Below are 13,792 nucleotides of genomic sequence, written 5' to 3'. Positions count from 1 at the left end.
ACGCCTTACCGACCCAAATGTTGTTCGCATTTTATATAGGGTTGGTGCCAGGACGGCCATCAAATTACAAACCCTATTGAATCGGGCAAAGGAAAATATGGGAAGCGGTATGAATCCGGTCGTGAACGAGACGATACTTGAAATGGTTATAGCATATGAAGCGGTGATATTTGTTCATAAAACACCTGGTTATCGAAGTTTCCCAGAATAAAATAAATTGTATGAACGAGGCAGAACAAATAAATCAAAGCCAATCATGACCTATGCCAGAGGGGGGGCAATCCTTGCATAACCATGGACTTGCTGTAGATTTTGTCATTGTTAGTGATGACCGCAAGCGGGCATTGTGACAGAGGGCGAAAAGTGGAACGTGATTTTCCGCATCTTGGAATGTCAGGCGGTTTATCCGCGAGAGAATTAAAAATGGATTGAGGACGAATCTTTTATTAAGAGTGGCGTCAGCGAACAGTGAAAATGGATGATCCGCTATTTGAGAAAATCATTACTGGTGACTAGCATCATGTGGGCAGTGCGAGGATATTTCAGTGGAGAAGTTTGTGATCACTTTAATAATTTTAAAGCGATATTTGATGTTTTTAAAAATTAAAAATTGAAAAAACTTTTTTTAAAAGAATGTGGTCATGATAGGTATGTAAGCGTATACAACAAATCTTTCAATTTAGAATTATCAAAAAATTTCAAAAAACCTGTTGACTACTACCTTAAATACACGTAAGATAATCACAAATACAAGACATCAAACATAAGCATTTCGAAAAATATGAATAATGCGAAAAGCATTGAAGAGGATAAGTAGTCTTTTAAAAAGGCAGTCACAGAGAGCCGGGTAGCTGAGAGCCGGTATTGTCCCGAAAGATGAACTCACCTTGGAGTTTCAGCTTGAACGTCAGACTAGTAGGGCTGAACGGGTGCGTACCAGTACCCGTTACCAAAACAGAGAATAGTGTAGGCTATTCAAAGTGCGCATGGAGTTTCATGCGAAAAAGGGTGGTACCGTGGAGTGGCTCATCAAGCCTTTTCACCCCTTTAACTTGCCGAGTGCAAGTACATTTGGGGTGAAAAGGCTTTTTTGTATGCATAAAAAGCTGAAAATTCTGAATCTTAGGAAAACATTTAGTGGAAAAGTGAAGGAGGTTTTTACGAAATGACACAAAAGTCAGTTGTTGCTGATCGGAAGAGTGGAAAGACACATTATAGTGGAGCCGAATTTCTGCTGGATGCATTGAAAAAGGAAAATGTTGAAGTCATCTTTGGTTATCCGGGTGGATCTGTATTGCCGATTTATGACAAGCTTTACAGTTCAGAACTTTTTCATATTTTGACAAGGCACGAACAAGGTGCGATTCATGCAGCGGAAGGATACGCTAGGATTACCGGCAAGCCGGGGGTGGTCATAGTAACATCGGGTCCAGGGGCAACGAACATTGTCACAGGTTTGGCCGATGCGATGATTGACTCTTTACCGCTTGTGGTAATTTCGGGTCAGGTTGCTACAAGTGTAATTGGTTCGGATGCTTTCCAGGAAGCTGATGTACTGGGGATTACTACCCCGATTACAAAACATAACTATCAGGTAAGGAAGCCGGAAGACCTTCCGCGCATTATAAAAGAAGCCTTTTATATCGCTTCAAGCGGCCGTCCCGGTCCAGTATTAATCGATATACCTAAGGATATGGCCATTATAGAAGGTGAATCGACGGATAAGGAGCCAGAAATGGATCTCCCTGGCTATCAGCCGACGACCAAGCCTAATTACTTACAGATCAGAAAGCTTGTTGAAGCCGTAAGCGGAGCGAAAAGACCTGTCATTCTTGCAGGGGCAGGAGTCCTGCATGCAAAGGCCTCCCATCTATTAAAGGAATATGTCGAGCAGCAAGGCATTCCCGTCGTCCACACTTTATTGGGTCTTGGGGGCTTTCCGGCGGAACATCCTCTCTTTACCGGAATGGGTGGTATGCATGGTTGCTATGCAGCAAACATGGCGTTATCGAAATGTGATCTATTAATCAATATCGGTGCCAGGTTCGATGATCGATTGACTGGGAATCTAGCGAAATTCGCACAGCATGCAACAGTGGCCCATATCGATATTGATCCAGCGGAAATCGGTAAAAATGTGCCGACAAAAATTCCGGTCGTCGGAAGTGCCAAGGAAGCTCTGGCGGAGTTGATTGCGCAAAATGGCAAGAAACCGGAAATTGATGTATGGACAACGCAGCTGACTGCATGGAATAAAGAGTTCCCATTGCGTTATACACATGAAGATGGCGTACTGAAACCTCAGCGTGTCATCCAGATGCTTCATGAAAAAACGAATGGGGAGGCCATTGTTACGACGGATGTTGGACAGCATCAAATGTGGGCGGCACAATACTATCCGTTTAACAAACCGAATTCATGGGTCACTTCCGGTGGATTGGGGACGATGGGCTTTGGCTTACCTTCGGCTCTCGGAGCGCAACTGGCGAATCCGAAAGCGACGGTGCTTTCCATTTCGGGGGATGGTGGATTCCAGATGTGCCTGCAGGAACTTTCAGTCATTGCCGAAATGAATCTGCCAATCAAGATCATCATCGTCAACAACGGGGCACTCGGGATGGTAAGACAGTGGCAGGAACTCTTTCATGATAACCGCTTCTCACACAGTATTTTTCAATCGCATCCGGATTTCGTGAAATTGGCCGATGCTTATGGAATTCCGGGATACAAAGTGACGACGGAGGAAGAGGCAAGTAACTGCCTGGATGTAGCGTTAAAGACTGATGGTCCAGTGTTGATTGATTTCCGTGTAAAACAAAAAGAAAATGTCTTTCCGATGGTAGCACAAGGAAAAGGGCTTGATGAAATGGAAGGAGTTTAATCAATGAAGGGAATTCTTAGCCTCACCGTGAACAACCGGCCAGGCGTCCTGAATCGGATTACGAACCTGTTCACGAAAAGAAATTATAACATTGAAAGCATGACTGTCGGACCCTCCGAACAGGATGGCATTTCAAGGATGACCTTCGTGGTCGATGTTGATGACGAAGCTGTCATTGAACAGATCACCAAGCAATTGAATAAGCAAATCGATGTTTTGAAAGTATTTGATATTACGAATCAATCGATTGTGGCGAGGGAACTTGCACTCATTAAAATATTGGTGACCACACAAACCCGAGCCGAGATTTATTCAGTCATCGAACCCTTCCGAGCGTCAGTTATAGATGTCAGTAAAGATAGCCTGACAGTTCAAATCACTGGGGAATCGGATAAAATCGAAGCCTTCATTGAACTGATCAAGCCATATGGCATCAAGGAATTGGCAAGGACAGGGACAGCCGCCATCCCGCGTGGAATGCAAATTGCACACGCTAAGAGTGCGACAATCGTATAAAAACAAAACAAAAAACCAAAACAAAAACAATGATGAAAAGGGAGATGTAATTATTATGGCAAAAGTATATTATAACGCAGAGGCAAACGAGAATTTTTTCAACAATAAAAAGGTAGCGGTAATCGGATATGGTTCACAAGGACACGCACACGCACAAAACCTACGTGACAGCGGTGTAGATGTAATCATCGGAATCAGGAAAGGTAAATCATTCGATAAAGCGGTGGAAGACGGCTTTAATGTTTACACAGTGAAAGAAGCAGCAGAACAGGCAGACGTAATCATGAACCTATTACCGGATGAAACTCAGCCGAAAGTGTACCAAGAAGAAATCAAACCGGTATTGCGTGCAGGTCAAGCGTTAATGTTCGCACACGGATTCAACGTCCATTTCAATCAAATCGTTCCTCCGGCAGATGTAGATGTATTATTAGTCGCTCCAAAAGGTCCGGGACATCTTGTTCGCCGTACATATGAACAAGGTGCAGGGGTGCCGGCATTATTCGCCATCTATCAAAATGTAACGGGTGAAGCAAAGGAATTGGCACTTGCGTACGCTCGGGGAATCGGTTCTTTAAGAGCTGGCGGTTTGGAAACCACTTTCCAGGAAGAAACGGAAACGGATCTATTTGGAGAGCAGGCAGTACTTTGCGGCGGATTGACTGCCCTTGTGAAAGCTGGATTCGAAACCTTGACAGAAGCTGGATACCAACCGGAAGTAGCATATTTCGAGTGTTTACATGAACTTAAATTAATCATCGACCTTATGTATGAAGGCGGAATGGAAAACATGCGCTATTCCATTTCTGACACAGCTCAATGGGGAGATTTCGTTTCTGGACCACGCGTTGTGACGGAAACTACGAAAGAGTCAATGAAATCGATCTTGAAAGACATCCAAGACGGTGAGTTCGCTAAAGGATGGATCTTGGAGAACCAAGCGAATCGTCCAGTCTTCAATGCGATCAATAATCGTGAAAACCAACATCAAATCGAAGTGGTTGGCCGTGAATTAAGAAAAATGATGCCATTCGTGAAACCTCAACAAAAAGAGAAAGAAGTGGTAGCAGTTGCGAAAAATTAATATATTTGAAACTACACTTCGAGATGGGGAGCAATCAGCCGGTGTAAATTTGAATTTTACCGAAAAACTTGAAATTGCTTATCAGCTTGAAAGATTGGGTGTTGATATAATCGAAGCCGGTTTTCCGGCAGCATCCAAAGGGGATTTCAACTCCGTACAGGAAATCGCGCGCAAAATCAAAAACAGCTCTGTCACAGGGCTGGCGCGTGCTGTAAAAGGCGATATTGATGCAGCTTGGGATTCATTAAGGGGCGGCGCAGAACCAAGATTGCATACGTTCATCGCCACTTCGCCCATTCATCGTGAATATAAGTTGAAAATGTCGAAGCAGCAAGTGATTGAAAAGTCGGTTGAAATGGTTAAGTACGGAGCAGCGCGTTTTCCGATCGTGCAATGGTCTGCAGAAGATGCAAGCCGTACAGAACTTGACTATTTGGCTGAAATCGTTGAAGCGGTCATTCAAGCTGGTGCCAAGGTCATTAACATCCCGGATACTGTAGGGTATGCAGCTCCAATCGAATACGGAAACATTTTCAGGTACCTTCGTGAACATGTTCCTTCTATTGATAAAGTTAGTTTATCCGCACACTGCCATGACGATCTTGGAATGGCGACAGCCAATTCATTGGCTGCCATCGAAGGCGGGGCTACGCAAGTCGAAGGCACAATCAACGGAATTGGAGAACGTGCCGGAAATGTGGCGCTCGAAGAAGTGGCTATGGCACTCTACATCCGTAAAGATTTCTATCAAGCGGGAACAGATCTTGTATTGAATGAAATTAAAAGGACCAGTGATTTGGTCAGCCGCCTTACGGGAATGCAAGTTCCTGCTAATAAAGCCATTATTGGTGCCAATGCATACGCACATGAATCTGGCATTCACCAGGATGGCATGTTAAAAGAAAAAACGACATACGAAATCATTTCACCTGAGCTCGTCGGTGTTTCGTCCAATTCACTTGTTCTAGGAAAGCATTCAGGACGCCATGCTTTCAAAGAAAGATTACAAGAGTTGAACTTTACGGTAACGGATGAGGAATTGAACTCGTTATTCGTCCAATTCAAGGAATTGGCCGATAACAAAAAGACGATGACAGATGAAGATATCGTTGCGCTGGTGCTTGAAGAGAAAGCGACGGATATCAGTTTTTATGACATGGTTTCCTTGCAGATTTCCCACGGTACCCATCAGACGGCGACCGCGACGGTTACACTGAAAAAAGGCGATAATGAAGAGATTCAAGAAGCGGCTACAGGTGCAGGTAGTGTTGAAGCCCTATATAACACGCTAGAAAGATGTTTGGGCAGCGAGATCAACTTACTGGACTATCGAATTCAATCGGTAGGTGGCGGAATGGATGCTCTTGCTCAGGTCTTTGTGAAAATTAATTATAACGGTGTGGAAACTAGCGGCCGCGGTCTTGATCAGGACGTCTTGGAAGCATCTGCCAAAGCGTATTTGAATGCTGTGAACCGTGTGATCATCATGAAGGAACTGGAAGAAAAAGCAGTATTACTATAGGAAGGGGAGATTTCGATGAAAAGGAATATTGCGGTGCTTCAAGGAGATGGCATCGGGAAAGAAGTAACAAGAGGCGCTGTAGAAATCCTCGAAGCCGTTGCCCAAAGATATGGACACGATTTTGAATTTCAATATGGTGAGATTGGAGGCGGGGCCATCGATAACACAGGTTCGCCTCTGCCGGATGAAACAGTGGAGATTTGTAAAAACAGCGATGCGGTATTATTAGGGGCCGTTGGAGGACCTAAGTGGGATGACCAGCCTGCGCACCTAAGACCGGAACGAGGTTTATTGAAAATCCGAAAAGATTTGGATCTTTATGCTAACATCCGTCCAATCAGCTATTATTCCAGCTTGTCGGAATCTTCTCCTCTTAAAAAGGAATTCATTGAAGATGTGGATTTCGTGATTGTCAGGGAACTAACTGGCGGCCTTTATTTCGGAAAGCCAAGTGAGCGCGTTGAAAGAGAAGGGAAAGAGGCGGTCGTCGATACACTTTTCTATCAGAAAAGCGAAATGAAGCGCATCATTGAACTTGCTTTTGCATTAGCATCGGATCGCAAGAAAAAGGTAACTTCCGTGGATAAAGCGAATGTTCTTGAATCCAGCAGGATGTGGCGTGAGACGGCTGAAGAAATTGCCAAGGACTATCCGGATGTAATTCTTGAACATATGCTTGTTGATAATGCAGCCATGCAATTGATCAAAAACCCGAAACAATTTGATATTATCGTGACGGAGAATATGTTCGGTGATATTTTAAGCGATGAAGCGTCGGTATTGACTGGCTCGCTTGGAATGCTTCCTTCCGCCTCTATATCAACAAAAGGGCCTAATCTATATGAGCCGATTCATGGCTCTGCCCCGGATATTGCGGGCAAAAACCTGGCTAATCCGATTGGGACGATTTTATCAGCAGCTTCCATGCTGCGTCTATCCTTTGGTTTGGAAGATGAGGCGCAAGCCGTTGAGCAGGCGGTGGAAACGGTCCTTGAATATGGCTTGAGAACAGGCGATATCGCAAATGGCCAACCAAATATTACGTCTACTTCAGAGATGATTGCGGAAATAAAGGCAAATCTTTTAGACCAGGAAGCGATTTCCAACATCATGGGAGCTTACGCATAAACTTCTTTCACGGCCTAACATTAGGCCGTGTTTTTTAAAAAAATACAAGATTGATCGAGGTGGGATAAAGATGGGAAAGTCGATAATAGAGAAAATATGGGATCGTCATATTGTGAATGAAGAGGAGAATAAACCGGATTTAATTTATATAGACCTTCAATATATTCATGAAGTAACCTCTCCGCAAGCATTTGAAGGATTGAGATTAAAAGGACGCAAAGTCAGGAGACCCGACCGTACTTTCGCGACAATGGATCATAATGTTCCAACCGTTAATCGCTATTTCATCGAGGATGATATTGCGAGGAAACAATTAGAGGCACTTGAGCAAAACTGTAAGGAGTTCGGTATCCGCCTTGCTGATTTAAACAGCCCGGAACAAGGTATCGTTCACGTTATCGGGCCGGAATTAGGGCTTACACAGCCAGGGATGACGATTGTCTGCGGGGACAGTCATACTTCCACACATGGTGCGTTTGGCTCGATTGCGTTTGGAATCGGTACGAGTGAGGTCGAGCATGTTTTGGCCACACAAACCCTATGGCAAACAAAACCCAAAACATTAAAGCTTGAGGTTAATGGCAAGCTTGGTCATGGCGTGATGGCGAAAGATGTCATTTTATATGTGATTTCTAAATTCGGTGTCGATTTCGGTACAGGACATATCATTGAGTATTGTGGGGAAGTTTTCCGGGATATGTCAATGGAAGAGAGAATGACGGTTTGCAATATGTCGATCGAAGGCGGGGCAAGAGCGGGGCTGGTAGCTCCCGATGAAACAACGTTCTCTTATTTGAAAGGTCGTAAATATTTACCGAAAGGAGAAGAGTTCGAGCAATGTGTTCAGGACTGGAAGTCGCTTTCCAGTGATGAGGATGCTGTATATGACCAAGAAATCATTCTTGATGGCAGTTTGATTTCACCAATGGTCAGCTGGGGGACAAATCCTGGAATGGCTAGCGGAGTGGATGGAAAAGTACCTACCTTCGCAGAAGATATCATGGATCCTAAGGAACTGAATCGAGCCATTGAGTATATGGGTCTTGAGGAAGGCATGCCGATCACGGAAATTCCCGTACAACATGTATTCATAGGATCGTGTACCAATTCACGCATTGAGGACTTACGGCAAGCCGCAGAAATGATCGAAGGCCAAACTGTTCAAAAAGGGGTTCGGGCGATGGTCGTTCCCGGTTCACAAAGCGTCAAAAGGCAAGCGGAAGATGAAGGGTTGGATGAGATTTTCAAATCTGCGGGCTTCGAATGGCGCGAATCGGGCTGCAGCATGTGCCTGAGCATGAACCCTGACGTGGTTCCTGCCGGTGAGCATTGTGCCTCCACAAGTAATCGGAACTTTGAAGGCAGGCAAGGAGCTGGAGCAAGAACACACCTGGTTAGTCCGGCTATGGCTGCCGCGGCAGCCATTCATGGGAAATTTGTCGATATTAGGAATTTGAAAAGTACTGAACAAGTCCATTAAGGATACGAATTAACCGGAGGTGCAGAAAATGGAACCCATTACTATATATAAAGGAAGAGCGGCAGCACTTGACCGTAAAAACGTGGATACGGACCAGATCATTCCAAAGCAATTTTTAAAACGGATTGAGCGAAGCGGATTTGGCGAATTTTTATTCTATAACTGGCGTTTTGATGAAAATGGAAAGAAACGTCCTGATTTTGAATTGAATCAGCCACATAATCAAAACACGTCCATTTTAATAGCAGGTGAGAATTTTGGCTGCGGTTCTTCGCGGGAGCATGCCCCTTGGTCATTGAAAGACTATGGATTCGATATCATCATCGCTCCGTCTTATGCTGATATCTTTAAAAGTAATTGCATGAAAAATGGCATGGTCCCCATCGCTTTAACCCTGACTGAAGTAAACTATTTAATGGAGAGAGTGTCGGCACCTGATTATGAGTTGATGATCGACCTTCCCAATCAGACATTGAAAGATGGTCAAGGGTTTGAAACAAGCTTTGAAATTCATCCATATTGGAAGGAAATGCTCATCAAAGGCTGGGATGAAATTTCGATAACGCTTCAATATGATAAAGAGATTTCTGCCTATGAATCACAAAAAAAGACTGTTTCGAGTATTTAATAGAAGAAGGTCATTTCCCGTTCTCCTTTTTTATTTGAAAGGATGCGGGATTTTTTTTATCGGGGAAAGAAGGAAAGGCGTTCATCCGCCCGTATAAATTTTTGTGTTTCCTGCTATTACATGCTAAACTGTTTCTCAAAAAGCGAACGGTGAGGCGGAAAATAGGATGGATGATGAGAACAACGAAAAGAAGGTCGGAGAAACCAAAATTATCGCCTTTCCAAATCTCGGTGAAAGGCTGATTGTAAAAGGACTGGATGAGCTTGGAAACAGAAACTTTAAAGCGGCTGCACAGCTTTTCAGCCAAGCCAGGGAGTATGAGCCCGAAAATGATGAAGTTTGCATGGGACTAGTGGTCTCGTTAGTCGAACTTGAGTATTACCAGGAGTCAAAAGAGTTGTGTATAGAGATGCTGAATAAAGGCATCGGCGACTACTTTCAACTGATCAATATTTATTTGATGGTACTGCTGCAATTGGGCGAGCATCAGGAAATGGTCACGACGATCGAACTGCTATTTGAAGAAAGCCAAATTCCTTTTGATAAAGAGGAACATTTCGAAAAGATGCTTCAGTTCAGTAAAAGGGCCCTTGAGGATAAAAAAGAGGAGAAGGAAAGGCAAAATCAGCAGCTTTCAGAGGAATTGCAGGAGGATGAACTTTTTGAAGGGACAACGGATAATGAAATGCTTATGGTCATTTCGAAACTCACGAATATCAATATTCGACCATTTATCCCTCAAATCGTAGAATTTCTACAAAAAGATGAGGGACACCCTTTCTTTAAAACGATGCTCCTTAACATCCTTATCGACCAGGAATATAACGAGGAAGTGACGTTGAAGAAATTCAATCAATCAAAGTCGGTCATACCAAGCGAATTGAAAAGTTTGAAGGAGACAGACTTCTATAAGAAGGTAACCGGACTGACCGAAGAGGAAATCAGTCAGGATAATCCGAGCTTATTTGAAATGGTCCATAGTTTGATTGAACGTCATTCTTTTTTATTGTTTCCTTTTGAACCCGGACCAGAAAGCTTGCCTGCATGGGCAGCTGCCTACCATGCCTTGGCGGAAGAATACATGACCGGGGAAGTTTTCATGAGGGAATTAGCGGACCTTTACCATGCTGATGAGGAAAGTGTTGTTGATATTCTATCCTATATAAAAGAAATTGAAGAAATTTCTTATCCCATTATTTAAGCTATTGCTGTTGTAACAGATTAATCCTGTGGTATAATGTAGTGGTTGTAATGTATAATCGTCTAATTTTGACGATTTCCCCAATATTTTTTGGGTATATTTGAAGGATGACTTGTTAACACTTGCAAAGCATATTCATCCAATGCTTATTATTGAAGTATATAGATTTTTGGAGGGAAACACATGTCTGTAAAATGGGAAAAACAAGAAGGTAATCAAGGCGTACTAACAATCGAAGTTGACGCTGCAAAAGTAAACGAAGGTTTAGACGCAGCTTTCAAAAAAGTAGTGAAACAAGTAAATGTACCTGGCTTCCGTAAAGGTAAAATGCCACGTCAAATGTTCGAAAAAAAATTCGGCGTAGAATCACTTTACCAAGATGCGCTTGATATCATTCTTCCAGATGCTTATGCAAATGCTGTCGAAGAAGCTGGAATTCAGCCTGTAGATCGTCCAGAAATCGACATCGAGAAAATGGAAAAAGGCGAAAACCTGATCTTCACTGCAACTGTAACAGTTAAGCCTGAAGTTAAATTGGGAGATTACAAAGGTGTTGAAGTTGAAAAATTCAATACTGAAGTAACTGACGAAGATGTTGAAAACGAATTGAAAACTTTGCAAGAGCGTCAAGCTGAGCTTGTCGTTAAAGAAGAAGGACAAGTTGCTGAAGGCGATACAGTTGTTCTTGACTTTGAAGGATTCGTTGATGGTGAAGCATTCGAAGGCGGAGCTTCAGAAAACCATTCATTGGAAATCGGTTCAAACTCTTTCATTCCAGGATTTGAAGAGCAAGTTGTAGGTCTTGAAACTGGCGCTGAAAAAGATATCGAAGTTACATTCCCTGAAGAATACCATGCAGCTGAACTTGCAGGTAAACCAGCAGTATTCAAAGTGAAAATTCACGAAATCAAAACAAAACAACTTCCTGAGTTGGATGATGAGTTCGCGAAAGATGTCGACGACGAAGTGGAAACTTTGGCTGAACTTAAAGAAAAAACAAAACATAAATTAGAGCATGACAAAAAACATGAAGAAGAAAACTTCATTCAAAACACTGTAATTGGTAAAGCTGTTGAAGGTTCAGAAATAGACGTTCCTGAAGCAATGATTTCAAACGAAGTTGACCGCATGATGAATGAGTTCTCTCAACGCATTCAATCTCAAGGTCTTAATTTGGAACTTTACTACCAATTCTCAGGTCAAGACGAAGAAGCTTTAAAAGCGCAAATGAAAGAAGAAGCTGAAGGTCAAGTTCGTACGAGCCTAACTCTTGAAGCGATCGCTGAAGTTGAAAAACTTGAAGCTACTGACGAAGATGTAGAAGCTGAACTTGCACAAATGTCTACTATGTACAATATGGAAGTTGACGCGATCAAACAAGCTCTTGGAAACTTAGAAGGAATCAAAGGCGATCTTAAAATTAAGAAAGCGATTGACTTCTTGGTAGAAAACAGCAAAACAGTTGACGCAAAATAATTTTTATTAAATAAGTAGATTAAAATATTTCCTTTAAAAAACAAGGCGCGAGTAATCGTGCCTTGTTTTATACATATTGAGAATTAGTGTAAATTTCAAATATCGGTTATTTCCTGATTGATTTTTTTTGGATTTCGGTGTAGATTAGTTCTAATACCGCATATACATATTTATACAGCAAATCCTGCTTTTAAAAATCCAAAGTTTTGGGCATACTGGTAAAGGGCAAATACATATTGATTGATTATTGTACTTATTTAACAACTCGGACCGTGAGCATTTTTGTTACTAAACTTCCAAGAACATGATAAAATGCAAAACATACTTAGGATTTTGGAATGTTTAAGTAGATGTGTGCCTAGTTTTTTTTCATTACGATTGGGTACCGCTATGTAATAGAGTTGGAAGAGTATTTAAAGGGGTGAACGTACATGTTTAAATTTAATGATGAAAAAGGACAGTTAAAATGTTCTTTTTGCGGTAAAACACAAGAACAAGTCCGTAAACTGGTTGCTGGTCCAGGTGTCTATATTTGTGACGAGTGTATCGAACTTTGTACGGAGATCGTCGAAGAAGAGCTGGGCACTGATGAAGAAGTAGAATTCAGAGATGTTCCTAAACCTATGGAAATCCGTGAAATTCTTGACGAATATGTGATTGGACAAGAACAGGCAAAGAAATCTTTGGCTGTCGCTGTTTACAATCATTATAAACGTATCAATTCCAATAGCAAAGTCGACGATGTGGAGCTTTCCAAAAGTAACATCGCCCTAATCGGACCGACGGGAAGCGGGAAAACCCTTCTTGCGCAAACATTGGCGCGATTACTGAATGTTCCTTTTGCCATTGCTGATGCCACTTCATTGACGGAGGCTGGATATGTTGGGGAAGATGTCGAAAACATCCTGCTAAAATTGATCCAAGCAGCTGATTATGATGTGGAAAAAGCGGAAAAAGGCATCATTTATATTGATGAAATCGATAAAGTTGCCCGTAAATCGGAAAATCCTTCCATTACACGTGACGTGTCTGGTGAAGGTGTGCAACAAGCTTTATTGAAAATACTTGAAGGAACAGTTGCAAGCGTTCCGCCTCAAGGTGGACGTAAACATCCACATCAGGAATTCATCCAAATCGATACGACCAATATTTTGTTCATCTGCGGCGGTGCCTTTGATGGCATCGAACCGATCATCAAACGCCGTCTTGGTCAAAAAGTCATTGGCTTTGGCTCTGACGTGAAAAAGGATGATATTGCAGAAAAAGAATTGCTTTCCAAAGTCCTTCCTGAAGACTTGCTTCGTTTCGGATTAATTCCGGAATTCATCGGACGTCTTCCGGTAATTGCGACTCTTGAGCAATTGGATGAAGCTGCTTTGATTGAAATCCTTACACAGCCGAAAAATGCCCTTGTTAAACAATATCAAAAATTGCTTGAGCTTGACGATGTTGAATTGGAATTCGAACAGGAAGCGCTAAGTGAAATTGCTAAAAAGGCAATTGAACGTAAAACTGGTGCACGTGGTCTGCGCTCCATCATCGAAGGCATCATTCTTGAAGTGATGTTCGATCTGCCTTCACGTGATGATGTTGCAAAATGTGTGATCACAGGCAGCACGATTTCGAAAAACGAATCTCCAAAGCTCGTCCTAAAGGACGGTACAACCATCAAAGGACAAGAAAAGAAAACATCTGCTTGATTTATATGAAAAAGCAAGACTGCCAGTTCATCCTGGCAGTCTTTTTTCTTTGTCTTTTTCCAAATTATTGTTATTTGGGATAAAAACGCCAAAATTTTCAACGCGAATTTCTTGGATAATTTCGCCCTTCCAAAGGAGATACTAACAGAAATGACAAACTAGGAGAGTGCAGGAGG

10 protein-coding genes and 1 other annotated feature are annotated in these 13,792 nt (G+C 42.4%); all 10 genes read left to right on the top strand.

Translation table 11 applies throughout. From position 1 onward, the window contains the following. Positions 1-791 precede the first annotated feature (791 nt). Positions 792-1,050: a binding site (T-box leader), on the top strand. Between the two features lie 115 nt (positions 1,051-1,165). The 10 genes from ilvB to clpX all read left to right on the top strand — a co-directional run bounded on the left by ilvB (position 1,166) and on the right by clpX (position 13,616). Next, on the top strand, positions 1,166-2,881 hold the full coding sequence (ilvB, locus tag FNK51_RS19420; RefSeq protein WP_141994367.1) for an acetolactate synthase large subunit: 1,716 nt from the start codon (positions 1,166-1,168) through the stop codon (positions 2,879-2,881). A gap of 3 nt (positions 2,882-2,884) precedes the next feature. After that, positions 2,885-3,397: an acetolactate synthase small subunit gene (ilvN, locus tag FNK51_RS19415; protein ID WP_141994366.1), complete on the top strand. Its 513-nt coding sequence runs from the start codon at positions 2,885-2,887 to the stop codon at positions 3,395-3,397. Between the two features lie 55 nt (positions 3,398-3,452). Then, on the top strand, positions 3,453-4,481 hold the full coding sequence (gene ilvC / locus FNK51_RS19410; RefSeq protein ID WP_141994365.1) for a ketol-acid reductoisomerase: 1,029 nt from the start codon (positions 3,453-3,455) through the stop codon (positions 4,479-4,481). After that, the gene (locus FNK51_RS19405) at positions 4,468-6,003 is read left to right on the top strand and encodes a 2-isopropylmalate synthase (protein ID WP_141994364.1); all 1,536 of its coding nucleotides are present in this window, start codon (positions 4,468-4,470) and stop codon (positions 6,001-6,003) included. The genes ilvC and FNK51_RS19405 overlap by 14 nt, the downstream gene beginning before the upstream one ends. Positions 6,004-6,018: 15 nt before the next feature. After that, complete coding sequence (gene leuB, locus FNK51_RS19400) at positions 6,019-7,131, top strand: 3-isopropylmalate dehydrogenase (protein WP_141994363.1); 1,113 nt, start codon at positions 6,019-6,021, stop codon at positions 7,129-7,131. Between the two features lie 70 nt (positions 7,132-7,201). After that, positions 7,202-8,611, top strand: a complete 1,410-nt coding sequence (gene leuC / locus FNK51_RS19395; RefSeq protein WP_141994362.1) for a 3-isopropylmalate dehydratase large subunit — start codon at positions 7,202-7,204, stop codon at positions 8,609-8,611. A gap of 28 nt (positions 8,612-8,639) precedes the next feature. Further along, positions 8,640-9,239: a 3-isopropylmalate dehydratase small subunit gene (leuD, locus tag FNK51_RS19390; RefSeq protein ID WP_141994361.1), complete on the top strand. Its 600-nt coding sequence runs from the start codon at positions 8,640-8,642 to the stop codon at positions 9,237-9,239. Between the two features lie 166 nt (positions 9,240-9,405). Further along, positions 9,406-10,440, top strand: a complete 1,035-nt coding sequence (locus FNK51_RS19385) for a tetratricopeptide repeat protein (protein ID WP_141994360.1) — start codon at positions 9,406-9,408, stop codon at positions 10,438-10,440. 183 nt (positions 10,441-10,623) lie between these two features. Then, positions 10,624-11,916, top strand: coding sequence for a trigger factor (gene tig / locus FNK51_RS19380; protein ID WP_141994359.1), 1,293 nt, complete (start codon positions 10,624-10,626; stop codon positions 11,914-11,916). A 431-nt stretch (positions 11,917-12,347) separates the two neighbouring features. Further along, a complete protein-coding gene (clpX, locus tag FNK51_RS19375) occupies positions 12,348-13,616 on the top strand; it encodes an ATP-dependent protease ATP-binding subunit ClpX (RefSeq protein ID WP_034308926.1) in 1,269 nt (422 codons plus the stop codon). The last annotated feature ends 176 nt before the right edge of the window (positions 13,617-13,792 follow it).

The organism is Bacillus sp. B4EP4a (assembly GCF_006680105.1).
GTDB classification, from domain to species: Bacteria; Bacillota; Bacilli; order Bacillales; family DSM-1321; genus Peribacillus; species Peribacillus simplex_E.
This window is presented reverse-complemented; position numbering and strand designations above follow the sequence as displayed.